This is a genomic window from Campylobacter sp. CFSAN093259 (assembly GCF_012889985.1).
GTDB classification, from domain to species: Bacteria; Campylobacterota; Campylobacteria; order Campylobacterales; family Campylobacteraceae; genus Campylobacter_D; species Campylobacter_D jejuni.
This window is the reverse complement of record NZ_CP040617.1, coordinates 1,049,790-1,073,266: the sequence shown is the minus strand read 5'-3', so window position 1 is coordinate 1,073,266 and position 23,477 is coordinate 1,049,790. Positions and strand designations below refer to the sequence as shown.

The 23,477-nt window shown below is 29.9% G+C and carries 24 protein-coding genes; 16 read left to right on the top strand and 8 right to left on the bottom strand.

The genetic code is table 11. The annotated features are described in order from the left end of the window. Positions 1-3: 3 nt before the first annotated feature. Positions 4-891 carry an aspartate carbamoyltransferase catalytic subunit gene (locus FBF20_RS05640; protein ID WP_002890088.1) on the bottom strand — a complete coding sequence of 296 codons (888 nt, stop codon included), beginning with the start codon at positions 889-891 and terminating at the stop codon, positions 4-6. Between the two features lie 10 nt (positions 892-901). Continuing rightward, complete coding sequence (gene sstT, locus FBF20_RS05635) at positions 902-2,125, bottom strand: serine/threonine transporter SstT (protein ID WP_002856259.1); 1,224 nt, start codon at positions 2,123-2,125, stop codon at positions 902-904. 139 nt (positions 2,126-2,264) lie between these two features. On the opposite strand from sstT, the gene metK reads away from it, so the two are divergent. Continuing rightward, a complete protein-coding gene (gene metK / locus FBF20_RS05630) occupies positions 2,265-3,461 on the top strand; it encodes a methionine adenosyltransferase (RefSeq protein WP_002890086.1) in 1,197 nt (398 codons plus the stop codon). A 236-nt stretch (positions 3,462-3,697) separates the two neighbouring features. On the opposite strand, the gene FBF20_RS05625 is transcribed toward metK, so the two are convergent. Continuing rightward, positions 3,698-5,023, bottom strand: a complete 1,326-nt coding sequence (locus FBF20_RS05625) for an apolipoprotein N-acyltransferase (RefSeq protein WP_002890084.1) — start codon at positions 5,021-5,023, stop codon at positions 3,698-3,700. Here FBF20_RS05625 and yajC point away from each other — a divergent pair. The 15 genes from yajC to FBF20_RS05550 are packed head-to-tail and all read left to right on the top strand — an operon-like array spanning position 4,996 to position 20,932. Then, positions 4,996-5,268, top strand: coding sequence for a preprotein translocase subunit YajC (gene yajC, locus FBF20_RS05620; protein ID WP_002786346.1), 273 nt, complete (start codon positions 4,996-4,998; stop codon positions 5,266-5,268). The two genes, FBF20_RS05625 and yajC, sit on opposite strands and share 28 nt — an antisense overlap. After that, positions 5,261-6,841, top strand: a complete 1,581-nt coding sequence (gene secD / locus FBF20_RS05615) for a protein translocase subunit SecD (protein WP_002869546.1) — start codon at positions 5,261-5,263, stop codon at positions 6,839-6,841. Before yajC ends, secD begins: the two co-directional genes overlap by 8 nt. Then, positions 6,841-7,812, top strand: coding sequence for a protein translocase subunit SecF (gene secF, locus FBF20_RS05610; protein ID WP_002858025.1), 972 nt, complete (start codon positions 6,841-6,843; stop codon positions 7,810-7,812). Before secD ends, secF begins: the two co-directional genes overlap by 1 nt. 9 nt (positions 7,813-7,821) lie before the next feature. Continuing rightward, positions 7,822-10,251 (top strand): leucine--tRNA ligase, encoded by a 2,430-nt coding sequence (leuS, locus tag FBF20_RS05605; RefSeq protein ID WP_002878799.1) that lies wholly within the window; start codon positions 7,822-7,824, stop codon positions 10,249-10,251. Next, entirely contained in the window at positions 10,248-10,760 is a 513-nt protein-coding gene (lptE, locus tag FBF20_RS05600; RefSeq protein ID WP_002890081.1) for an LPS assembly lipoprotein LptE, read from the top strand. The genes leuS and lptE overlap by 4 nt, the downstream gene beginning before the upstream one ends. Beyond that, entirely contained in the window at positions 10,744-12,141 is a 1,398-nt protein-coding gene (locus FBF20_RS05595; RefSeq protein ID WP_002858150.1) for a hypothetical protein, read from the top strand. Before lptE ends, FBF20_RS05595 begins: the two co-directional genes overlap by 17 nt. Further along, on the top strand, positions 12,107-13,291 hold the full coding sequence (locus FBF20_RS05590) for a folylpolyglutamate synthase/dihydrofolate synthase family protein (RefSeq protein ID WP_079263771.1): 1,185 nt from the start codon (positions 12,107-12,109) through the stop codon (positions 13,289-13,291). The genes FBF20_RS05595 and FBF20_RS05590 overlap by 35 nt, the downstream gene beginning before the upstream one ends. Then, on the top strand, positions 13,278-14,180 hold the full coding sequence (locus tag FBF20_RS05585) for a M23 family metallopeptidase (protein ID WP_002853442.1): 903 nt from the start codon (positions 13,278-13,280) through the stop codon (positions 14,178-14,180). The genes FBF20_RS05590 and FBF20_RS05585 overlap by 14 nt, the downstream gene beginning before the upstream one ends. Next, positions 14,117-14,512: a polymer-forming cytoskeletal protein gene (locus FBF20_RS05580; protein ID WP_002878797.1), complete on the top strand. Its 396-nt coding sequence runs from the start codon at positions 14,117-14,119 to the stop codon at positions 14,510-14,512. The genes FBF20_RS05585 and FBF20_RS05580 overlap by 64 nt, the downstream gene beginning before the upstream one ends. Then, positions 14,512-17,448: a DEAD/DEAH box helicase gene (locus FBF20_RS05575; protein ID WP_002890080.1), complete on the top strand. Its 2,937-nt coding sequence runs from the start codon at positions 14,512-14,514 to the stop codon at positions 17,446-17,448. The genes FBF20_RS05580 and FBF20_RS05575 overlap by 1 nt, the downstream gene beginning before the upstream one ends. 1 nt (position 17,449) lies before the next feature. Continuing rightward, the gene (locus FBF20_RS05570) at positions 17,450-18,211 is read left to right on the top strand and encodes an ATP-binding protein (protein WP_002852748.1); all 762 of its coding nucleotides are present in this window, start codon (positions 17,450-17,452) and stop codon (positions 18,209-18,211) included. Then, positions 18,208-18,894 carry an endonuclease III domain-containing protein gene (locus tag FBF20_RS05565; protein WP_002852847.1) on the top strand — a complete coding sequence of 229 codons (687 nt, stop codon included), beginning with the start codon at positions 18,208-18,210 and terminating at the stop codon, positions 18,892-18,894. The genes FBF20_RS05570 and FBF20_RS05565 overlap by 4 nt, the downstream gene beginning before the upstream one ends. Further along, a complete protein-coding gene (thiD, locus tag FBF20_RS05560) occupies positions 18,891-19,703 on the top strand; it encodes a bifunctional hydroxymethylpyrimidine kinase/phosphomethylpyrimidine kinase (RefSeq protein ID WP_002890078.1) in 813 nt (270 codons plus the stop codon). The genes FBF20_RS05565 and thiD overlap by 4 nt, the downstream gene beginning before the upstream one ends. Continuing rightward, a complete protein-coding gene (gene thiE, locus FBF20_RS05555; RefSeq protein ID WP_002852670.1) occupies positions 19,693-20,325 on the top strand; it encodes a thiamine phosphate synthase in 633 nt (210 codons plus the stop codon). The genes thiD and thiE overlap by 11 nt, the downstream gene beginning before the upstream one ends. Beyond that, positions 20,303-20,932, top strand: coding sequence for a uroporphyrinogen-III synthase (locus FBF20_RS05550; protein WP_002878794.1), 630 nt, complete (start codon positions 20,303-20,305; stop codon positions 20,930-20,932). The genes thiE and FBF20_RS05550 overlap by 23 nt, the downstream gene beginning before the upstream one ends. Here the strand turns inward: FBF20_RS05550 and FBF20_RS05545 are convergent. From FBF20_RS05545 to fliW, 5 genes are read right to left on the bottom strand one after another with little or no spacing between them, the layout of a single operon-like run. Next, a complete protein-coding gene (locus FBF20_RS05545; RefSeq protein WP_002859148.1) occupies positions 20,929-21,381 on the bottom strand; it encodes a hypothetical protein in 453 nt (150 codons plus the stop codon). The genes FBF20_RS05550 and FBF20_RS05545 overlap by 4 nt on opposite strands. Then, on the bottom strand, positions 21,378-22,040 hold the full coding sequence (locus FBF20_RS05540) for a hypothetical protein (protein ID WP_002858296.1): 663 nt from the start codon (positions 22,038-22,040) through the stop codon (positions 21,378-21,380). Before FBF20_RS05540 ends, FBF20_RS05545 begins: the two co-directional genes overlap by 4 nt. Further along, positions 22,037-22,339, bottom strand: coding sequence for a type II secretion system protein (locus tag FBF20_RS05535; RefSeq protein ID WP_002853046.1), 303 nt, complete (start codon positions 22,337-22,339; stop codon positions 22,037-22,039). The genes FBF20_RS05540 and FBF20_RS05535 overlap by 4 nt, the downstream gene beginning before the upstream one ends. Then, complete coding sequence (locus tag FBF20_RS05530) at positions 22,336-23,067, bottom strand: pyrroline-5-carboxylate reductase (protein ID WP_002864259.1); 732 nt, start codon at positions 23,065-23,067, stop codon at positions 22,336-22,338. Before FBF20_RS05530 ends, FBF20_RS05535 begins: the two co-directional genes overlap by 4 nt. Next, the gene (fliW, locus tag FBF20_RS05525; protein WP_002852982.1) at positions 23,067-23,456 is read right to left on the bottom strand and encodes a flagellar assembly protein FliW; all 390 of its coding nucleotides are present in this window, start codon (positions 23,454-23,456) and stop codon (positions 23,067-23,069) included. Before fliW ends, FBF20_RS05530 begins: the two co-directional genes overlap by 1 nt. Between the last annotated feature and the right edge of the window lie 21 nt (positions 23,457-23,477).

The window sequence follows — 23,477 nt, the reverse complement described above, 5'->3', positions numbered from 1 at the left end:
TTTTTATCCTTCATTTTCTAATATGAGTTTTTTAAGAACAGCCATTCTAATGGCCACTCCATTTTTAACTTGTTTTAAAACTAAAGTTCTTTCATCGCTCATCATTTCATCGCTTATGTCAATATTGCGATTTACAGGGCCTGGATGTAGTAAAATAAGCTTTTTATCTTTTACTAAGCTTTTTTGAATACAAAAATCATTTGCATAGTCTTTAAGTGAAGCGTAAACGGTTTTATTATGTCTTTCTGTTTGTGTTCTAAGACTCATGATAATATCTGAATTTGCTATGATATTCTCATCAAGCTTATAATGTTTTTTAAGATGGGTATTAGGCATAAAATGCGGTGGAGCTACTAGGGTAATATCAAGATTAAATCTGCTTAAAAGTTCTATATTAGACGCTGCTACACGAGAGTTTTTAATATCACCTACGATGCAAATTTTTTTACCTTCGACATCACCTTGAAAATGATTATAAATAGTAAATAAATCTAGCAAAGCTTGAGTAGGATGGGCGTGTTTTCCATCTCCTCCATTAACAACTGGACAATGTATATGCTTTGCTAATATCAAGGGAACTCCTGAGTTTGCGTGTCTTACAACAATAGCATTAGGACTCATGGCATCTAAATTAGCAGCAGTATCATAAAGAGCTTCTCCTTTGCTAGAGCTTGATCTTGAAACATCAAGGCGTAAAACCCTAGCGCCTAATCTTCTTGCAGCACTTTCAAAAGATGAAAGGGTGCGTGTAGAATTTTCAAAAAAAATTGTCGTGATACTTTTTCCTTCAAGAAAAGTTCTAGGCTTTTCATCTAAGAAATCACTTGCTTCTTTAAAAAGCTCCATAATTTCACTTTTGCTAAAATCCTTTGTAGTGATGAGATGACGCATGTTTTTTGCCTTATTTGATATTGTAATTTAATTCATTTTTGGAACAAATTGCTGTAAAAAGAACATCTGTAGAACTATTTAAAGCAGTTTCAACACTATCTTGAATAACCCCTATAATAAAACCTATGGCAACTACCTTCATAGCAATATCATAGTCTATATTAAATAAAGAACAAGCCAAAGGTATAAGCAGTAAAGATCCGCCCGCAACCCCGCTAGCCCCGCAAGCTGCAAAGGTAGCAATAATGCTTAATAAAAAGGCTTGTAAAAGACTGATTTCTATACCAACGGTATTGGCTGCAGTAAGACTTAAAATGGCTATAGTAACTGCCGCTCCTGCCATGTTGATAGTAGCTCCTAAAGGTATAGAAATGCCATAAAATTCTTTATCTATGCCAAGTTTGGCACAAAGTGCCATATTTACAGGAATATTTGCTGCTGAACTTCTTGTAAAAAAAGCAAAAAATGCACTGTGCCTTAAGCAGATAAAAATCAAAGGAAAAGGATTTTTTCTTGTATAAAAAAAGACTATTAAGGCATTGATAACAAAAGTAACAAAAAGCATAGTAGCTACAAGTAAAATTAAGAGTTTTACATAGCTTAGTAAACCTTGCGCTCCTGTTTGTGCTACAGAATTAGCCACAAGTCCAAAAATTCCAAAAGGAGCAAGTTTTACTATAAATTTAACAATTTTTAAAACCCCTTCATTGATATCTATAAAAACTTGTTTTGCTTCGTTAGAACAGTGTTTTAATGCTATACCTCCAGCTATTGCCCAAGTTAAAATTCCTAAATAATTTCCACTTGAAAGAGCATTTATAGGATTATCGACAATTTTAAATAAAAGATCTTTGAAAATCTCACTCATGTGGGTTGGAGATGAGTTTGTAGCGGTTTGAACTCCATCTAAAACAAGCTTTACAGGGAAGAAAAAATTAGCAAGAACCGCACAAGCTGAAGCAAGAAAGGTGCCTACTATATACAAAATAATAATATTTTTGATCTTAGCACCACTTTGAGAAAAATCTTTAGTGCAAATTGAGGTTAAAATTAAAATAAAAACAAGCATAGGAGCGATAGCTTTTAAGGCACTTGTAAAAAGTATTCCGAGTAAATTTGCAATTTCAGATATTTCTTTAGAACTAATGCCTATGAGTATTCCTAGTACTATACCTATACAAATTTGAACTATGAGGTTGCCTTTAGCGTAGCTTTGAATGATTTTAGAAAACATAAAAACCTTTTAAATATTTTTTATATCAGAAGTTGATTTTAACTAACTTTTGCTTAATTTTAGTAAATTTTTAATTTATCAAGCTTTGATAAGTTTATTTGGATACAATTGTGGTTCATTTTAAATGAAAGGACTTTTTATGTATCTATTCACTTCAGAAGTCGTAAGTGCAGGTCATCCAGACAAGTGCGCTGATATAATCGCTGATACGATAGTGGATATACTCTTGAAAAATGACAAAAATTCAAGGGTGGCGAGTGAGGTTTTTGTCGCAGGAAATAAGGTTGTGATAGGAGGCGAAGTTAAGTCAAATCACAAGCTTAGTAAAGCTGATTACGATAATTTAGTTAAAGATGTTTTAAAAAACATTGGTTATGACGGAGCAGGGCATTTTAGTAAAGAGCAGTGTTTGCATCCTGATGAAGTTGATGTTATGGTGTTTTTAAATGAACAAAGCCCTGATATCAATCAAGGTGTCGATCAAGAAGATGGCGAAACAGGAGCAGGTGATCAAGGTATTATGTTTGGTTTTGCAAGTTGCGAAGCTGAAGAATACATGCCAGCAGCTATTAGTTATGCAAGAATGCTATGCGATAGAGTTTATGCTTATGCAAAAGCAAATCCACATGAACTTGGAGTAGATATTAAAACTCAAGTAACTATTGATTATGGTACTAAGGCAAATTTTGAAAATTGCAAACCGCAAAGTATCCATACTATAGTAGTTTCTGCACCTTGTGTTGAAAGTATGAAAATAGAAGATTTAAGATCTTTGGTGATGAAACTTATCTTAGCTAGTAATTTACCAAAAGAACTTTTTGATCCTAATAAAACTAGAATTTTAATTAATCCAACCGGTAAATATGTTAATCATTCTTCTTTGCATGATAGTGGTTTAACAGGAAGAAAGCTTATAGTAGATAGTTTTGGAGGTTATTCTCCAATAGGTGGTGGCGCACAATCGAGCAAAGATTATACTAAGGTTGATAGAAGTGGACTTTATGCAGGTAGATGGCTAGCTAAAAACATAGTTGCAGCAGGGCTTGCTAAAAAATGTATTGTTCAACTTAGCTATGCTATAGGTGTTGCAAAACCTACTTCGGTAAGCGTAGATTGTATGGGCACAAATACTAGTGTAAATGACGATGTTTTAAGTGATTTTGTTATGCAAAATTTCTCTTTAACACCAAATTGGATTCGTGATAAATTTCATCTGGATAAACCAAGTAAAGAAACTTTTCTTTATGCGGATGTAGCAGCTCGTGGGCAAGTAGGACAAAAGGACTATCCTTGGGAAAAACTTGATGCTCTAGAACAGTTTAAAAAGCTACTTTAAAAAATTAACAATATTATACAAGCTTAAATAAGGCTTGTATAATTATAAAGAATTAATGAGGTTATATTAATTTTTGACTTAGAGGGATATTTTTCAATATCCCCCATAAATATAAAAGTTAGGAAGGAAGCTAAATTAATTTAGCTTTGGGGTAAAAACCCCTCTAAGTCAAAATATTGTTTGACAGAATTATAATATAAAATAACTTAAATTACTTTAAAATTAAAATTTTAATATTATTTTTTATCATTAAATATTTCTTTGGATAAATTTTTCCAATCTTTACTTAAAAGCTTTTTAGGGAGTATAACTATATTCTCTTTGCCATTTGTAGCATGATAAACACTAACCCCATATTTACTTGCATAAAATTTCATTAAGAGTTGCTGGAGTTTGTATTCGCTGCTATTATTAAACCAAGCATTGTTGCTTAGGGCTATAATAATTTGTGAATTTTGATAGTTTTGTTCTTTGGTAGCTTCATAACAAATTGTATTTGTGATAATTTGATTATCTAATTTATATTTGCTTTGTATAGGACCTTTAGAAAATTCTTCAATATTTTTAAGAAAATATTTTTTTGTTAAGTCTTTAAAAAATGGAATTTCTTCACCAAAGGGAACTAAAAAATGCTTATTTAAAATATAGACATTGCCTTTTTTAAAGATATAAGTGCTATTGTAAGTATGTTCTTTTTCAACATGAAATGCTCCTGTAATAATGGTGATTTTATAAGATAATTCTTTAAGCATGAGCTCGTATTTGGTATTTTTTAAATCAAAAGCAAAAGCGGTTTCAGGCAAGATTACAAGTTCTTTTTTTTCATTTATAGCTTGAAGTATATCTTGAATTAAGATATCAGAATTTGATTTTAAATTTTCTTGTAAAAATTTTTGATCTTGAGAGATATTAGTATTGATGAGTTTATAGTTTAAATTAAGAGTTTGAGCTTGTTTTTCATTATATTGAAATCCACTAAAGAATAAAATAAGAACAATGGCTATTTTATAATATCTTGATATATAACCCTCATAGATGAAATATGCTATTAAAAATATGCAAATAATACCACGATAACTTGGGTCAAAAAAACCATAAACTGTAAAAATTCCCCAATTAAGCCAATCAAATCCTAAAGGATGAATAAAACTTATGCAAAAAATTCCACAAAGCCTTAAAAAATCAAATTTTAATAAATAACATAATCTAAAAAGTAGTCCATAAATAAAACCAATGATAATTGGTATAATTGGCACTAAATAGTTTAGATTAAAATAAATTGAAGATAAACCAATCCACCAAAACCAAAGAATCCCTACAAAAAAACCTATCCAAAAATATTGTTTAGAATTTTTACTTTTTAGAAGTAAAACTAACCCCCAAATAGCTAAAAATGGGCTAATAGTTTGTGTAAAAATATTTTCAAAAAATGATAGATAAATAGAATTTGAAAGTAAAATTGCAATAAAAAAGACTTTTATTATTTTAAAAATGATAGAATTAGTGTTTAATTTTTTTGGAATAAAGGAAAAATATGGCAGAAAATTCAATTTTAACTTCATTGTTACCTCTTGTAGTGTTATTTGCAATTTTTTATTTCTTGGTGATCAGACCGCAACAAAAACAAGCAAAAGCACATAAACAAATGCTTGAGTCTTTGCAAAAAGGAGATAAAATCATCACTAATGGCGGACTTATTTGTGAAGTCGTAAAACCAGAGGAGGATTTTATCAAAGTTAAGCTTAATGAAGACAATGTTACTGCAAAAATTTCAAGAGAATTTATAGCAAAGAAAATTGATGCGTAATTCTAAAATCAATTATCGCTTGATTATTTTTATAGCGGTATTTATTTTTGGAGTGGCTTTTTCACTCCCTTCTTTTTTGCAGTCAGAACGTGGTGCGAAGATTAATTTAGGGCTTGATTTGCAAGGCGGGCTTTATATGCTCTTAGGTGTAGATAATGAAGAAGCTGTAAAATCTAAAATAAAATCAATTGCATCTTCATTGAGTTATTCTTTTAATAAAGAAAATATTTTAAATGATGGCTTAAATACCCATGATGATATTTTAGAATTTACTTTGCTTGATAATGCAGATATTGCAAAAGTTGAAAATTTGCTTAAAGAAATAAAAGGAATTAATATACAAAGTGAAAATATGCACTATAAAATTTCTTTTACCTCAGAAGAAGTAAAAAATATAGAAAATTTTGCACTTTTGCAAGCAGTTGAAACCATAAGAAATAGGCTTGATCAATTTGGTTTAGCAGAGCCAACAGTTGCTAAACAAGGTGATGATAAGATTTTGGTTGAACTTGCAGGGATTAAAACCAAAGAAGATGAACTAAGAGCAAAAGAACGCATCACAAAAGCAGCACATTTGCAACTTATGGAAGTTGATGATTCTAAAATGGGTCAAGCTTCTACAATGAGCGATGCTGAGGCTGCGAGTTATGGACTGATTTTAGTGCCTGATTCTAGAAATCCAAATTTAAAATATACCTTAAAAAGTATACCTATTTTAGATGGATCTATGCTTACTGATGCTAGAGTAGGGATTAGTGATAAGAGTAATTATCCTGTGATTAATTTTACTTTAAATGCCGAGGGTTCTAAAAAATTTGCTGATTATACAGGAGCAAATGTTGGAAAGCGTCTTGCTATTGTACTTGATAATAAAGTATATTCTGCTCCATCTATCAATGAACGCATAGGCGGAGGTAGTGGGCAAATCAGTGGAGCTTTTACTCAAGAAGAAGCACGCGATGTGGCGGTAGCTTTAAGAAGTGGAGCTTTGCTTGCGCCTGTAAAATTACTTGAACAAAGAAGCATAGGACCATCTTTAGGTGCTGATAGTATTAAAATGAGTATGATAGCCTTAATCGGTGCATCGGTTTTTATTGTAGTATTTATGATGATGTATTACGGTGTGGCAGGAATTTTTGCAAATATTGCAATGCTAGTTAATGTTTTGGTAGTAGTTGCCGTTATGGCTATGTTTGGAGCAACTTTAACTTTACCAGGGATGGCAGGACTTGTTTTAACTGTGGGTATGGCAGTAGATGCAAATGTGATTATCAATGAGCGTATACGAGAACTCTTGCGAGATGGAGTAAATATAAGAGTTAGTATAGAACAAGGTTATAAAAATGCTATGAGTGCGATTATAGATTCAAATATCACTTCTTTAGTTACTTCGGTAGCACTTTATGCCTATGGAACAGGAGCAGTTAAAGGTTTTGCTGTGACTTTGGGAATTGGTATCGTTGTTTCTATGATTACAGCTATTTTAGGAACTCACGGAATGTTTGATTATTTTATGCAACGCATAGAAAAAAATAATAATACAAGATTTTGGTTTGGCTATAGGAGAAGATAATGCAGTTTTTTAGCGAAAAGAAAATTTATGATTTTATGAGAATGCGTTTTGCTGCTATTTCCCTTTCTTTTATTTTGTTTTTTGGTTCTATTTATTTACTTTGGGATAGGGGTTTGCAATATGGCATTGATTTTAGCGGAGGAACTTTAGTTCAGCTTAAATATGAAAATGCAGCTCCTATAACGCAAATTCGAGAAATTTTAGAAAATCAAGGAACTTTTCAAAATTTATCTGTAACTGAGTTTGGAAGCAATGAAGAAGTAACTATACGCTTTTTAGGAAGTAATGATAATGTAAGCAATGATATAGGTGAGCATATAAGCACTCTTTTAAAGGATACGGGAAAATTTGAAGTGCGTCGTGCTGATGTGGTAGGTCCAAAAGTAGGTGATGAACTTAGAAATAAAGGACTTATGGCTATAGCTGTATCTTTGATAGCAATTTTAATTTATATAGCGTTGCGTTTTGAGTGGCGTTTTGCTCTTGCGGCTATAATCAGTGAAATTCATGATGTTGTGATTACTTTAGGAGCAATTTCTTTATTTAAAATTGATGTCAATCTAGATACTTTGGCTGCTGTTTTAACTGTGCTTGGATACTCTTTGAATGATACAATTATTATTTTTGATAGAATCAGAGAAGGTATTAAAACAAGTAAAAAAACCGAACTTGCACCTATTATTAATGAAAGTGTTTCAGCAACTTTATCAAGAACGGTTTTAACTTCAGGGTTGACTTTAGCAACCGTTGTGATACTTTATTTCTTTGGCGGGGAAATGATACAAGGATTTTCTTTGGCTTTAATTGTAGGTATTATAGCGGGAACTTTAAGCTCTATTTTTGTTGCAAGTCCGACATTATTATGGTTTAAATTTAGTGTGCTTGAGTTTAGAAATAAAGAAATTGAAAAAGCAAAAAGAAAACAAGATAAAGAACGCAATCGTGCAATGTATGAAAAAGGAACTGTGTAAGGAGAATTTATGGCTTATGAAGCAAGTTTAATAGAAAAAAAATGGCAAAAAATTTGGGATGAAAATGAATATTTTGAGCCAAAAGATGACTTAAATTTGCCTAAAAAATATATTTTATCGATGTTTCCTTATCCTAGTGGACGCATTCATATGGGGCATGTAAGAAATTATACTATAGGTGATGCTTTGGCAAGATATTATCGCAAGATAGGTTTTAATGTTTTACATCCTATAGGTTTTGATAGTTTTGGCATGCCTGCTGAAAATGCAGCTATTAAACATAAAATTCATCCTAAGTCATGGACTTATGAAAATATAGCTTATATGAAAAAAGAACTTTTTTCTTTAGGTTTTTCTTTTTCTAAAAAAAGAATGCTTGCTACTTCAGATCCACTTTATACAAAATTTGAGCAAGAATTTTTTATTAAGATGTTTGAAAAAGGTTTGATTTACACTAAAGAAGCAAATGTAAATTGGTGTGAACAAGATCAAACGGTTTTGGCTAATGAGCAAGTTGAAGACGGAAAATGTTGGCGTTGTGGTCATGAAGTAGTGCAGAAAAAAATGCCAGGTTATTATGTAAAAATCACTGCTTATACTGAGGAACTTTTAAAAGATTTAGAAGAATTAAAAGATAAATGGCCTAATCAAGTTTTAACTATGCAAGAAAATTGGATTGGTAAAAGCGAAGGTTTGGAATTTTCTTTAAATTTAGACGAAGAAAGCAAGCAAAAAACCAAAGAAAGTTCTTTAGAAGTTTTTACTACAAGAGCAGATACAATTTATGGAGTTTCGTATATCGCTTTAGCTCCAGAACATAAGATTGTTCAAAATTTGCTTTCACAAAATTTATTAAATCAAGATGTATTAAATAAAATCAAAGTTATTCAAAATCAAAGCCCAAGAGAAAGACAAAGTTCTGAAAAAGAAGGTTATTTTTTAGGAATTTATGCCATTCATCCTTTAAGCGGAGAAAAAATTCCTTTATGGGTGGCTAATTTTGTCTTGGCTGATTATGGTAGTGGAGCGGTTATGGCTGTTCCAGCTCATGATGAAAGAGATTTTGAATTTGCAACAAAATATAATCTTGCCATCAAACAAGTTATTCAAACTCAAGAAAATTTACCTTATATGCAAAAATTAGGAAAATTAATTAATAGTCAAGAATTTGATAATCTTGATTGTAATGAAGCAAGATTAAAAATCATTTCTCAGTTTGAAGCTAAAAATATAGGAAAAAGGGTTGTAAATTTTAAAATTCGTGATTGGGGTGTTTCGCGTCAAAGATATTGGGGTGCGCCTATTCCTATGATTAAATGTCAAAGTTGTGGTATAGTACCTCAAAAACTAGAAAATTTACCTATTACTCTGCCCGAAGATGTGCAAATTACAGGTGAGGGTAATCCACTTGATAAACATCCAACTTGGAAAAATTGTATCTGTCCCAAATGTGGCAAAGAGGCTCAAAAAGAAAGCGATACTTTAGATACTTTTTTTGAAAGTTCTTGGTATTTTGCACGTTTTGCAAGTGATGAGAAAACTTGGCAGGAAAAAGCTTTAGATGAAAAAAGTGTAAAGTATTGGATGAGTGTGGATCAATATATAGGTGGTATTGAACATGCAATCTTGCATTTACTTTATGCGAGATTTTTCCAAAAAGCTTTAAGAGATTTGGGTTATTTAACACAAAATGAACCTTTTGATAGACTTTTAACTCAGGGTATGGTGTTAAAAGATGGTGCTAAAATGTCAAAATCAAAAGGCAATGTTGTAGATCCTGATGAGATTATAGAAAAATACGGTGCTGATACCGCAAGACTTTTTATACTTTTTGCTGCGCCTCCGGCTAAAGAGCTTGAATGGAATGATGATGCGGTTGAAGGGGCTTATAGATTTATTTGCAAACTCTATGATAGGGCGCAAAATGTTAAAAAAGGTGAGCTTGTAGAATTAAAACAAGAAAATTTAAACAAAGAAGAAAAATATGCAAGATTAAAGGTATATGAAGCTTTGAAAAAATCTTTTGAAGTTTATCATCAAAGTTTTGCTTTTAATACTTTAATTGCAGCTTGTATGGAAGCTTTAAATGCTTTAGCACTTTGTAAAAATGAAGCTTTGGAGCAAGAGGCTTTTTATATTATTTTAAATATTTTAGAGCCTATTATTCCTCATGTTTGTTTTGAGCTTAGCGAGGAGCTTTTTAAATGTAAAAATTTCAAAAAATTAGAACTTAAAGAAGAGGTTTTTGTAAAAGATACTTTAAATTTAGCTGTAAGTATTAATGGTAAAAAAAGGGCTGAATTTGAAATTTCAAGTAGTGCGAGCAAAGAAGAAATTTTAGCTTTTGCAAAAGAAAATACTGCTAAATGGCTTGAAGGCAAGAGTATAGTTAAAGAAATTTATGTGGAAGGAAAGCTAGTTAATCTAGTGATTAAATGAAAAAGATTTTAATTTTTTGTATTGGTTTATTTTTAGGTGCTTGTGGATATATTCCTACATCAAAAATCGCTAATAATATTTTCGATGAGAAAGTTTATGTTAATGTTGAATTAAGTCAACAAGACCCAAAAAATAGTATCTATGTTGCCGATACTTTAAAAGAAATGGTAATTTCAAAATTAGGGCGTAAGCTTGCTTTAAAACATGAGGCAGATGATGTAATTAATGTTAAAATGAATAATTTAGAACTTATTCCTTTAGCTTATGATAAAAATGGTTATGTCATTAGTTATAAAGCTAAATTAAATTTAGATTTTAATGTTGTCTTTAAAGATGGTTCAAGTCAGGCTTTTAGTACAAGTGGAAGTTATAATTTTGAAATTTCTCCAAATAGTATTATTAGTGATTCTGCAAGGTATGAGGCTATTCGAGCAGCTTCAAGCGAGGCATTTGATGAGTTTATTTCCGTAATTGCTATTAAAGGGCAAAAACGTGATTCCAAATACTAATGAAATAGCAAAGCAAACTTTAATTGCATTAAAAGAAAGAAAACTAAAACCAACTCCTGAAAATTATACGGAAATTTTTGAAGAATTATCTTTAAAATATGGTATCACAAGCTCAAATAAAGCTAAACTTGACAAATACAAAACCTTGCTTTTACCGATTTATCAACAAGAATTAAATTCTAAAACTATAAGAAGTTTAGAAGAACTAATTAGTTTTTTAATTTCTGTTTTAAATAGACAAAGCGGAAAACAATTTAGTGAATTTTTTGATTTTTTATATACTATATCTAAAACTTTGCAAATAAGTAAGGATAAAAAGATAAGAGATTTGGCTAAGGTGACTTCGATTAGAATTTCTAAAACTATGGATAGTGAAAGTATTTACTTGCTTACTAAAAAATGGAAAGAGCTTGAAAGAAATTATGATGAAAATGACTTAGAAGAACAAGCTCGTAAATATGGCATTAGTAAATATGATGATTATGATAGCGTGATTAAAAAACTCTTAGTCAAGCTTGAAGAGCGTAGTTATGAGCACTTTAGTGAATTATTATGCTTGGGTTTAAATCCTTCATTGGTAGAAGATTTAAAAATTCAAGGTTTTATACAAAATTTAACACAAAAGCCTTTTGTAATAGGCGAAGAAAATTTTAAAAATGAACTAATGGAATTTATAAATCATCGCATAATGGTTGATAATATGTATGTCCAAAAAAATTTAAATTTTTTTAACGATAATCTAAAAAAAATCTATGAATTGCTTGTCTTACTTAATAAATCGAATGAAAAAAATATGGATTTTATCAATACCTTAAAACCAGATGAAAATGGGGAAGTAAAACTTAGTTTTGAGGATTTAAAACTAAAATTTAAACAACTTGGAGAAAAAATTACATCTTTAAATAATCAAATTGAATTCACGCAAAGCTTAGAAGAGAGAGAGGCTTGGAGTGTTCTTAAAGAGCTTGATAAAATGGATGAAAATTTTAATAAGTATAAAGTTAATTATTCTTTAGCTTTATTTTCTATAGTAAATTACCGTTTCATTATGGAAAAATATGGTATGGGAAGTTTGAATGAAATTTTTGTTCGATTTAAAAAAATTTTAAAAGATTCTTGTAGTGAATTTGATGAACTGTGGATGATAGATGAAAAGAGTTATTTGATTGTTTCGCCAGGAAAAAGCAAAGATGAAATTACACAGCTTGTAAATACAAATCTTAAAACTATAGAAAATTTTAGATTTATTTATAAGCAAGATATTATAACTCCTAAAATTCACGTGGCTTATCTTGATAAGCAAAGTAAGCCAAGTATTAATATTTTAGATGAGTTAATAAAGCAAATTGCAGCGGTTAATGAACAACATAATGAAAGTTGAGAATTTTTTAGCTCAAAAAAGTATAAATTACGATAAAATTGATCGTTTTTTGATGTTTAGAATGTATGAAAAATATAAGAAATATTTTAAAAATATTCCTATAATCCAACTTATAGGCACAAATGGTAAAGGTAGCACGGGTAGATATTTAACCCAACTTTTAGAAAATTTAAATTATAAAATAGGGCATTATACTAGCCCGCACATTTTCAGTTTTAATGAAAGATTTTATCTTGATGGTAAGATTGCGAATGATGAAGAATTAGAACAAGCTCATATAAGACTTGAAGAAATTTTTAAACAAGACTTGCAAAAATTAAGTTATTTCGAATATGCTACTTTTTTAGCTATGATTTTATTTCAAAAATGCGATTTCATTGTTTTAGAAGCAGGAGTGGGTGGAGAATATGATGCTACTTCTATTTTTGAAAGAAGAATGAGTATTTTTACAAGAATTGGATTTGACCATATTCAAATTTTGGGCAATTCTTTAGAAGATATTGCAAGAACCAAGCTTAAAGTTATGGCACCTATAGCACTTATAAGTGATGAGCAAGAGCAAAATGTTTTAAATTTAGCAAAAAAAATTGCTTTTTTAAAAAAAGCTAATTTGCAAGTTTCCTCCTTAAATCCTTTTTTGAAAGAAAAATTTGAGATTTATTGTAAAAAGTTTGTTTTACCTTATTTTTTAAAGCATAATTTAAAGCTTGCATTAAAGGCTTGTGAAATTTTAACTTCGCAAGAAAAAACCTTAGAAGCTTTAAAAAAGTTACAAGAGTTAAATTTACAAGGAAGATGCCAAGAAATTTCTCCAAATTTTTTTGTTGATGTGGGTCATAATCCTATGGCTGCTAAGGCTATGCTTGATAAATTTCAAGGAGAAAAAATAAATCTTATTTATAATGCTTATTTGGATAAGGATATTTTTCAAATTTTAAATACATTAAAGCCTATTATTGATACAATACAAATATATAAATATAAAAGTGCAGAACGAAAGCTGGCCGATGATGAAATTTATAGTATTGCATCAAAGCTAGGTATACAATGCAAAGAATTTGTAAAATTAGAAGAGAATAAAAAAAATCTAGTTTTTGGTTCTTTTATGCTGGTAGAAATTTTTTTAAAGGAGTGGTGTGGTAAAAAATAAATTCACTATTACCATTACAGATATTAACGGTTCAAGACATTTTTATTTAAATCAAATAATCAAAAAAATAGTTTTTTATACTATTGCTTTTATTGTTTTATTTTTAGTTTTTAGTGGTTTTTATATCAAATATCTCGATAGCAAACTTAGCGATATCAGTGAAAAGCGTGAGGAGCTTTTGAAAAAAAGCAAAGAATTGGAATTATCTAATTCGCAAATGCAAAAAAGCATAGAAGAAAAAACTCAGCAGTATGCAGCTATAGAAGATAAAATAGCTTCTTTTGAAGAGGCTTTGGGCTTAGAAGTAGAAAATAATCTTACAATTAGTGCAAGACTTGATAATCTTCAGCTTACCAATGAGCAGCAACTTGGAATTTTGGGACAAATTCCTAATGGATGGCCTATTGAAAATAAAGGCATTACAGGAAATTTTGGCTGGAGAGAGCATCCGCTTTTAAAAAGAAGGGAATTTCATCCTGGTATTGATTTAAGAGCAGAAATTGGTACCCCTATTTATGCACCAGCAAGTGGAGTAGTGGAATTTTCAGGTTATAGTGATAATGGCTATGGCTATAATGTAATTTTATTGCATAATTTTGGTTTTAAAACAGTATTTGCTCATATGATGCGCAAAGAAGTGGTCAAAGCAGGTCAATTTGTTAATAAAGGGCAGTTGATAGGTTATAGTGGTAATACAGGTCTTTCTACGGGGCCGCATTTGCACTATGAGGTAAGGTTTATTAATAAAACTTTAGAACCTTTGTATTTTTTAAATTTGCAAAGAAAAAATATGAATGATTTTTTTAATCAAGAAAGGAGAGTTCCATGGCAATCTTTAATAAAGGCGGTATCAGCCCAACATCCAGCTCTAGCTCAGAAACAACAGTAATTTCTTCAGGTGCGAGAATTGAGGGTAAATTTTATTTTACTTCTATGCTCCATGTTGATGGAGAGTTAAGTGGCATTATTCATTCTGAAAGCATTGTGGTTATCGGAAAAAATGGAAATTTAAAAGGTGAATTACAAGCAGATAAAATTGTAGTAAATGGGTGTTTTGAAGGGCAACTTGAGGCTAATAGTTTAGAAATTTTAGCGGGCGGAGTTGTTAATGGTGATATTTCAACGCAAAAAATTTCTATAGAAAATGGCGGTCGCTTTAATGGAACTAGTAAAATTAAAGAAGATACTATCAAACTTATTGAAAATAACAACGAAGAATAATGCAAGCTTCATTTTATGAATACTTACAAAATCCAAAAATTTGTGAACTTTTTCTTTGTAAAGATGAAAAACAAGCAGATTTACTCGCTCAAGTTTCACGATTTAAGGGTTTAAAAACCTTTGTTTTACCTGATTTTAGAGCGCAGTTTGGAGATGATTTAAGGGCTTTTTCTAAAGAACTTTTTGATCTTTGTAAGATTTTAAATGCTTATCATAAAGAAGAAGAAAAAAAAATCCTTATTTCTCCTTTAAATACTGTTTTAAAAAAACTTCCTTCAAAAAAACATTTGCAAAATTATCATATCGATAAAAAACAAAATTTTGATTTGAAATGTTTTGAAGATGAAATTTCAAGATTGGGATACGAATTTGTAGATATAGTTCAGGATAAAGGTGAAATTTCAATTCGTGCGGATATTATTGATATTTTTTGCATCAATGAAGAAAATCCTATTAGAATTTTGCTTTTTGGCGAAGAGATTGAAAGTATAAGATATTTTGATTTGCAAAGTCAAAAGTCTATTCCTAACGAACTAGAACATTTTGAAATTTGTCCTTTTTTAAAATATTTTGACAAAGAAAATTATGAAATTTTTAAGGACAAATTAGAAGATTTTCAAAGTGATACTTTAATACATGATATCAATTCTTTAGGGTTTTGGTGTATTGATGATTTTTTTAATTATTTAGAACTTGATTTTTTAGCTTGTGAAAAGTTTGATATTAACGAATATGAAAAAGATATAAGTTTTGTGAATGCAAAAATTTTACCTCAAGCTAAAAAATTTAAAGAATTGCAAAGTTCTTACAATAAAGATTTTTTTGAATTTCATAAAAATAAAAAAATCACACTTTTAGCTAAAAACGAAGCTTTGTTTAAAGCTTTGGAGCTTGAAGATACTCAAAATATTCATTTTGTAAAAAGTGATTTAAGGCTTAATCTTATTAGTCATGAAGAGCTAATCATTTCTTTAAATCAAAAAGAAAAACAAAAAACAAGAAAAAAAGCTAGTTTGATTATAGATGAGCTTAAAAATGGGGATTATATAGTACACGAAGATTATGGGGTAGGTAAATTTTTAGGTCTTGAGATGATAGTGATAAGCGGAGCAAAAAAAGAGTTTGTTGCTATAGAGTATCAAAATTCTGATAAGCTTTTATTACCAGTGGAAAATCTTTATTTAATTGATAAATATTTGGGCGTGAGTGGATCTATTCCAAGTTTAGATAAACTAGGTAAAACAAGCTTTATTAAACTTAAAGAAAAATTAAAGACTAAACTTTTAGCCATAGCTTCTGAAATTGTTATTATGGCGGCTAAAAGATCTTTGGTGCAAGCAAAAAAAATTACAGTGGATTTAAATAGACAGACTGATTTTATAGCTAGTGCGGGTTTTATTTATACAAGCGATCAAGATAAAGCCTGTCATGAAATTTTGCAAGATTTTCAAAGTGGAAAAGTCATGGATAGGCTTTTAAGCGGTGATGTGGGTTTTGGAAAAACAGAAGTCGCTATGAATGCTATTTATCCAGTAGTTAAAAGTGGATTTTGCGCATTTTTATTTGCGCCTACGACTTTGCTTTCTCATCAGCATTATAAAACCTTAAAAAAGCGTTTTGATCCTTTTGATATAAAGGTTTTTAAACTGGATCGCTTTACAAGTAGTGCAGAAAAAAAACAAGTTTTACAAAATTTAAAAGAAAATAAAGCTTGTGTAGTTGTAGGAACTCATGCACTTTTAAGTGTAGAATGTGAAAATTTAGCCCTTGTTATTATTGATGAAGAGCATAAATTTGGAGTGAAGCAAAAAGAAAAGCTTAAAGAAATCACTCAAAATTCACATATTTTATCCATGTCAGCAACCCCTATACCAAGAAGCTTAAATCAAGCTTTAAGTTCTATAAAATCTTATAGTGTTTTGCAAACTCCACCAGAAGATAGAATGGATGTAAGAACTTTTGTCAAAGAAAATGATGACGCACTTTTAAAAGAAGCTATAGCAAGAGAGTTAAGACGTGGTGGGCAAATTTTTTATATTCATAATCATATTGCAAGTATAGAGCAATGTAAAAAGCATTTATTAGAACTTTTTTCTACTTTGCGTATTTTGATTTTACATTCTAAAATCGATGCCAAGATGCAAGAAGAAGAAATGTTGAAATTTGAAAACAAAGAATATGATTTGCTTTTAAGTACCTCTATCGTAGAAAGTGGGATTGATTTACCAAATGCAAATACTATCATAGTAGAAAAAAGCGATCGTTTTGGCATGGCTGATTTGCATCAATTGCGTGGGCGTGTAGGAAGAAGTGATAAGCAAGGTTATTGTTATTTTTTAATTGAAGATAAAAATGCTATCACAAAAGATGCTTTAAAGCGTCTAGTTTCCTTAGAAAGTAATTCTTTTTTAGGCGCAGGTTCTATTTTGGCTTATCATGATCTTGAAATTCGTGGCGGTGGAAATTTATTAGGCGTAGATCAAAGTGGACATATTGAGCAAATTGGATATAGTTTATATCTTAAAATGTTAGAAGATGAACTTAATGCTTTAAGTAAAAATGAAGTGGATCAAAAAGAAAATAAACTTGATTTAAAACTCAATGTTAATGCCTTTTTAAACAGCGAACTTATCAGCGAAGATCGCTTAAGATTAGAACTTTATAGAAGACTTAGCAAGTGTGAGCAAGTTCATGAGGTTTATGAGATCGAAGGTGAAATTGAAGATCGCTTTGGAAAACTTGACATTTATACTAAGCAATTTTTATCTTTGATTACTATTAAAATTTTAGCTTTAAATAAATTTAAAAGCATTAGTAACTATGAGCAAAATATTCAATTTACTGCTTTAAATGATGAAAAAGAACTCATCAAGGCAAAAAGCAAAGATGACGATGATATTTTAGAGGCAATTTTAACGCATTTAAGAAAGGCTTAAAATGGATTGGAATAAAACTTATGCAGCAATTTATAGAGCAAGAAAAGATTATTTAAAGCCTATTTTTGAAATCGATCCTATTGCTTTAAAAGATTTAGTAGGTATGGAAAGTCAAAAAAAAGCACTTTATGAAAATACTTTAAATTTCATTCAAGATAAGGGAGCAAATCACGCACTTTTATGGGGATCTAAGGGCACTGGAAAATCAAGTTTAATTAAAGCTATATTTAATGAATTTAAAGAACAGGGCTTAAGACTTGTCGAATTAAATAAAGAAGATTTATTTGCCTTAGCAGATATCATCGATGAAATCAGATTAGAAAATTTTAAATTCATACTTTTTTGTGATGATTTTTCTTTTGAAAAGGGAGATGATAGTTATAAATTTTTAAAACCTTTACTTGAGGGAAGCATAGAAAAAGCCCCAAATAATGTAATTATTTATGCGAGTTCAAATCGTAGGCATTTATTAAGTGAAAGCATTACTGATAATCTTGATACGCAAATCACACATACAGAACTTCATTTAAGCGATGCTGCTGAAGAAAGATTAAGTTTGAGTGATAGATTTGGTTTGTGGTTAAGTTTTTATCAGGGAAATTTAGAAGAGTATTTAAAGATGATAGATTTTTATTTTAAAGATTATTCTTGTGATAAAGAGCTTTTGCACGCTAAAGCTAAAGAATTTGCTACTCTAAGAGCAAGTAGAAGTGGTCGTACCGCAAAGCAATTTTATTTAGCTTTTAAGGAGAATTTTAAATGACTGGAGCACAAATTTTTACCAAGCTTTTAAATTTGGATTTAAATTATCATGATTTTGATTGGCTTGAAAATCAAGGATTGAGTGAATTTGAGCTTTTAATTTCTGTCGTTTTAACTCAAAATACAAATTGGAAAAATGTCTTAAAAGCTTTAGAAAATTTGAAAAAAGAAAATATTGCAAGCTTAGAACAAATCAATACTTTATCCAATTTAGAACTTGCAACTTTAATTAAGCCTAGCGGATTTTATAATACCAAAACTAAGCGTTTAAAAGGTTTGGTAGAAAGTATCATAAACACTTATGAAAATTTAGAAAATTTTAAAACAAATGCAAGCAGAGAATGGCTTTTAAATATCAAAGGTTTAGGTTTTGAAAGCGTTGATAGTATTTTAAACTATCTTTGCAAAAGAGAGATTTTGGTTGTAGATAATTATAGTTTGCGTTTGGCTTTTTACTTAGGTTATGAGTTTGAAAATTATGAAGAATTAAGAGAATTTTTTCAAAGTGACATAGAGAGTGAGCAAGAAAATTTGTATAAAATTTTAGGAAAAAAATGCGAACTTTACGAACTTTATCAAATTTTTCATGCTTTGATTGTAGCTTTTGCAAAACAGAGTTTTAAAGGACAAAAATTAAGCCCTAAGGGTGAAGAATGGATCAAAATTTTAAAGGAAGATTTATGAAAGCAAAAGGAAGTGAACTTATACCTGTTTTAACTATAGCAGGGAGTGATTGTAGTGGTGGAGCAGGGATACAAGCCGATCTTAAAACCTTTAGTGCACACAATCTTTTTGGTATGAGTGTGATTTTAAGTGTGGTAGCTGAAAATACCGCAAGGGTGATTTCTGTACACGATATACCTACTCAAAGCGTGGATGAACAAATGCTTGCCGTGTTTGAAGATATAGTGCCAAAGGCAACTAAAATCGGAATGATAGGTTCTTGTGAATTAATGAGCTGTGTAGCTAAAAATTTAAGCGAGTTTAAACCTCAAAATATAGTTATTGATCCTGTAATGTTTGCCAAAAATGGCCATGCTTTAATGCCGCAAGAAAATTGTGATTTTTTCAAACAAACTATAATAAAATTTGCAGACATTCTTACTCCTAATATTCCTGAAGCAGAGTTTTTATGTGGTTTTAAGATCGCTAATGAAGAGCAGATGATAAAAGCAGCTAAGCATTTATGCAGCTTGGGGACTAAGGCAGTTTTACTTAAAGGCGGACATAGTGAAGCAAATGCCAATGATGTGCTTTATAATGGAAAAGAAATTTATATTTTAAAAGGCGAACGCATAGAAACTAAAAATACTCACGGTACAGGTTGTACGCTTTCTTCGGCTATTGCTAGTAATTTAGCTAAAGGCAAGAATTTATTTCACGCTGTTAGTGAAGCTAAAGAGTATGTAAGAAATGCGATTTATTATTCACTTAATCTTGGAAAAGGTTGTGGTCCTACAAATCATTTTTTCAAGTTTCTAGATGAAAAATAAATTAGATCTTAGCCTTTATTTGGTTGCTACTAAGGGAAATAAAAGCGAGGAGTGTTTTTTAAATACTTTAGAAAATGCTATAAAAGGCGGAGTAAGTATCATACAACTTCGTGAAAAAGAGCTTAATGCAAGAGAATTTTATAAACTAGGCTTAAAGGTGCAAAAACTTTGCAAGTCTTATAAAATACCTTTTTTGATTAACGATAGGGTGGATATAGCTTTAGCCTTAGATGCTGATGGGGTGCATTTAGGACAGGAAGATTTAGAAGCAAAATTAGCTAGAAAGCTTTTAGGAGATGAAAAAATCATAGGCTTAAGTCTTAAAAAGTTAGAACAACTTGAGTTTATACAAGGAGTAAATTATCTAGGTTGTGGAGCTATTAAGGCAACGCCTACTAAAGAAAGTTCGCTTTTAAGCCTTGAGCTTTTAAGTCAAATTTGTGATAAAAGCCCTATAGGGGTTGTAGCCATAGGTGGGATTGACAAAGAAGCACTTGTTGAGTTAAAGGGTATAAATTTAAGCGGTGTGGCTGTGGTTAGGGCGATCATGGATGCTAAAGATGCTTTTTTGGCAGCTAAAGAGCTAAAGCGTAAAATCTATGAAAATTTATCTCTTAAATGAAACTCCTTTTGAAGGGGTGGAAAATCTTATTTTAAATGAGATTGTTTTTTATGATTTTAGTGTGGATTTGAGTTTGTATGATGCTTTAATCTGCACTTCAAAAAATGCTTTAAAAGCTTTACAACATGCAAAAATCACTTTAAATTTCAAACTCAATTTATACGCTGTGGGACAAAGTACAGCTCAATACGCTAAAAATTTAGGTTTTAAAAAGATTAAAATTCCATCAAAGGCTTATGGAAAAGATCTTTTTCTTGAATGTAAAGAGGAGTTAAAAATGCAAAAATGTTTGTATTTAAGGGCTAAAAATATTGTTTCAACTTTAAATTTGGATCTTAAAAATGTAGGTGTGGATTTAGATGAAATGATTGTTTATGAAAATGTTTTTAAAAAAGGCGACAAAAAGCTTATCTATCCTGCTATTTTTATATTCACCTCTCCTTTAAGTGTAGAAAATTTTTTAAAATTTTATAGCTTAAAAGAAGAAGATAAGGTTGTAGTTATAGGGCAAAGCACAGCAAAGAAGCTTTTAAATTTTAAAAATCTTTATATATGCGAAAATCAAAGTCTTTTAGACTGTGTTAAGCTCGCTAAGACTTTGGTTTAATTTTTTAAATTCCAAAAATTTTCTTTGGGATAAATAATAATGCTTTTTGTGAGTAAAATTTCATCATTGACGTTTTTATCACGATTTAAAGCAATACTAATGTGGGCTATAATAACACCATCTTTGCTTAAATTTGCATCGGGATTGAAGTTGGAAAATTTAAAATTAACACATTGTGCAATAGGATAAAAATATTTTATTTTAATCAAAGCTTTTGTGTAATTAAAATATATATTGTCTAAACATTCTTTATTTTCTTGCTTTGCTTGATATAAAAAATATTTAGAAAATTGTGTTGCATTGTGACTTAAAATTTGAGCTTGAAGGTAGTAATAACTATCTTGGATTATTTTTGGAGTATAGCTGGATATGTTTAAGGTCAAGCTCATCCATAGACTTATTAGTAGTATTAAAAAAATTGTCCAAATTAAAACATAAGCTTTTTTCACAGTAAAATTCTTTTTTCAAGGCAATGTTTTGTTTGTCTTTTTAGGCAAATTTTTAATTTATTGTTTTGCAGGTTAAATGAGCTTATGTTTTTAGAAATTAATCCTTGTTGGTTTAATTGTTCATTAAATTTTGGCTTTATTTCATATATAAGTTCTTCATTTTGCAATTTGATAACTAATTGAGCTTGCAAAGGAATAAAACTACCTGTAAAATTTGCAGATATACCATTTTCCAAGATAGATATTTTTTCAATCTTATTAATTTTATAAGCATAGCTAATATGTTCATTGTCGTTATATAAATCTTTTCTATTTTGGAGTTGTGTTTTAAAATCAGAATGAGGTGAATAAAGTGTATGATTATTTTCTAAAATAAGAGCAGAATTAATAAGATAAAGTTTATTATCTTTTAGGCTAATTAACTCATCTTTTAAAAGACATTTTAATGTATTCTGTGAAAATGTAATATTAATACAATTTTGTATTAATTTTTCTATTTTAAGCAAGTTTAAATGTGCTTGAGTGATAAGATTGTTTGTATGTAAAGCAGTAAAATTTAAATGATAAAAATCCATTAAAGGTTTTGAAAGTAAGCTAGTTATAAAAGTAAAAAGTATTAGTGATATTATAAGTTCAAAAAGTGTAAAAGCTTTGCTCATTCTTTAAAATAAACGCTATAATTTTGATCTTGAAAGTATAATTTTTGAAATTGAAATATACCATCATTAACAAACTGTTCTTGTAAAACTATAGGTTTTAAGGCTGAAGTTTGAAGTATGATGGTTTTAAAAATAGGCTTTTCATATAATTCTTCTTGAAGTTTATAGAGTCTTTCAAAAATATTTAAATTTTCATAGTTTTTGTAAAGTTGAATATAGTAATAAAAAATGCCAATGAAAATTAAAGATATGATCGTTATAGCACTAATGCTTTCTATAAGTATGAAAGCCTTTTTCATTTAGCGCTGCTAGCATTTATGGCTTCAAAAAAACTTCCGCGAATTCCTTTTTGTTCGAGTATTTTTATGCCTTTTACTGTAACTCCGCCAGGGGAGCAAATATTTTCTTTGATAATAGCTGGATGTTCATGTTCTAGTAAAGCACTAGAGCTTTTAAATAAAGAGCGCGTAAGATTGAGACTAAGTTCTTTTGACAAACCTTCATAAACTCCAGCATTAGCAATGCTTTCTGCTATAAGTGCTAAAAAAGCAGGAGCGCAGCCGCTAATCGCCATAGCTGCATTCATTTGTATTTCATTATCTAATTTATAAGCCGAGCCAAAAGTTTTTAAAATGTCTAAAATTTCATTTTCGAAATGAGAGTTTTTAAGTATATATGGTGTGGTTGAAGCCTTGTATTTAGCTGCTGTATTGGGTATTATTCTAACATAATTTTGAGCTTTGATGGTTTGTAGTTTTTCAAAATCAACATTGGCTAAAACAGAGATTAAGATACGTGCTTGTCCTTTTAGCATTTGAGCAATATTTTCTAAAGCATAAGGTTTAAATGCTAAAATAACATCTTTACCTTCTATGTTAAAATCTTTGTAAAGTAAGGTTTTAAAGCCTTCTTTGGTGAGGGCTTGAAGTTTTTCTATACTTCTTCCTACTATACAAATTTCATAATCATCTTTTAACCCATAGGCTAAGGCTGTTGCCATAGATCCATTTGCAAGTATATAGAGCATTATTTTTTAATATAATTAGCAATTTGATCAGCTTGAAAAAAGTCGGGATAATTAACTGTATCTAGTATCACTTGTACCATAGTATTATTATCAAGATTAATGACTACTGGAGCTAGAAAATTCACTGTCGATTCTTCAATGCTTTTTGCTATGGCTACTATATTAAAAATTTTCATATTAGATTCAGGTGTTAAAGAAAGAAGCTCTTGATAATAAGTTGGTATATCAAATTCATAATCAGGTCTAATCAAATAAGGATTAATTAAAACAAAAGAAAAGTCTTTACCATCAAGACTTTTAAGTCTTACAAATACTTCATCGATAGTTGAAAATTCCATATTTTTGGTTTCTTCAAAACCTAAGATAGGGCATTTAACAGCTAGGGTCATGTTTTCTCCTCAAGTTATAAT

Excerpts from the sequence above, each read along its gene's own strand:
- FBF20_RS05640 (WP_002890088.1), bottom strand. The coding sequence starts at position 891 with ATGCGTCATCTCATCACTACAAAGGATTTTAGCAAAAGTGAAATTATG.
- sstT (WP_002856259.1), bottom strand. The coding sequence starts at position 2,125 with ATGTTTTCTAAAATCATTCAAAGCTACGCTAAAGGCAACCTCATAGTT.
- metK (WP_002890086.1), top strand. The coding sequence starts at position 2,265 with ATGTATCTATTCACTTCAGAAGTCGTAAGTGCAGGTCATCCAGACAAG.
- yajC (WP_002786346.1), top strand. The coding sequence starts at position 4,996 with ATGGCAGAAAATTCAATTTTAACTTCATTGTTACCTCTTGTAGTGTTA.
- FBF20_RS05625 (WP_002890084.1), bottom strand. The coding sequence starts at position 5,023 with ATGAAGTTAAAATTGAATTTTCTGCCATATTTTTCCTTTATTCCAAAA.
- secD (WP_002869546.1), top strand. The coding sequence starts at position 5,261 with ATGCGTAATTCTAAAATCAATTATCGCTTGATTATTTTTATAGCGGTA.
- secF (WP_002858025.1), top strand. The coding sequence starts at position 6,841 with ATGCAGTTTTTTAGCGAAAAGAAAATTTATGATTTTATGAGAATGCGT.
- leuS (WP_002878799.1), top strand. The coding sequence starts at position 7,822 with ATGGCTTATGAAGCAAGTTTAATAGAAAAAAAATGGCAAAAAATTTGG.
- lptE (WP_002890081.1), top strand. The coding sequence starts at position 10,248 with ATGAAAAAGATTTTAATTTTTTGTATTGGTTTATTTTTAGGTGCTTGT.
- FBF20_RS05580 (WP_002878797.1), top strand. The coding sequence starts at position 14,117 with ATGGCAATCTTTAATAAAGGCGGTATCAGCCCAACATCCAGCTCTAGC.
- FBF20_RS05575 (WP_002890080.1), top strand. The coding sequence starts at position 14,512 with ATGCAAGCTTCATTTTATGAATACTTACAAAATCCAAAAATTTGTGAA.
- FBF20_RS05570 (WP_002852748.1), top strand. The coding sequence starts at position 17,450 with ATGGATTGGAATAAAACTTATGCAGCAATTTATAGAGCAAGAAAAGAT.
- FBF20_RS05565 (WP_002852847.1), top strand. The coding sequence starts at position 18,208 with ATGACTGGAGCACAAATTTTTACCAAGCTTTTAAATTTGGATTTAAAT.
- thiD (WP_002890078.1), top strand. The coding sequence starts at position 18,891 with ATGAAAGCAAAAGGAAGTGAACTTATACCTGTTTTAACTATAGCAGGG.
- thiE (WP_002852670.1), top strand. The coding sequence starts at position 19,693 with ATGAAAAATAAATTAGATCTTAGCCTTTATTTGGTTGCTACTAAGGGA.
- FBF20_RS05550 (WP_002878794.1), top strand. The coding sequence starts at position 20,303 with ATGAAAATTTATCTCTTAAATGAAACTCCTTTTGAAGGGGTGGAAAAT.
- FBF20_RS05540 (WP_002858296.1), bottom strand. The coding sequence starts at position 22,040 with ATGAGCAAAGCTTTTACACTTTTTGAACTTATAATATCACTAATACTT.
- FBF20_RS05535 (WP_002853046.1), bottom strand. The coding sequence starts at position 22,339 with ATGAAAAAGGCTTTCATACTTATAGAAAGCATTAGTGCTATAACGATC.
- FBF20_RS05530 (WP_002864259.1), bottom strand. The coding sequence starts at position 23,067 with ATGCTCTATATACTTGCAAATGGATCTATGGCAACAGCCTTAGCCTAT.
- fliW (WP_002852982.1), bottom strand. The coding sequence starts at position 23,456 with ATGACCCTAGCTGTTAAATGCCCTATCTTAGGTTTTGAAGAAACCAAA.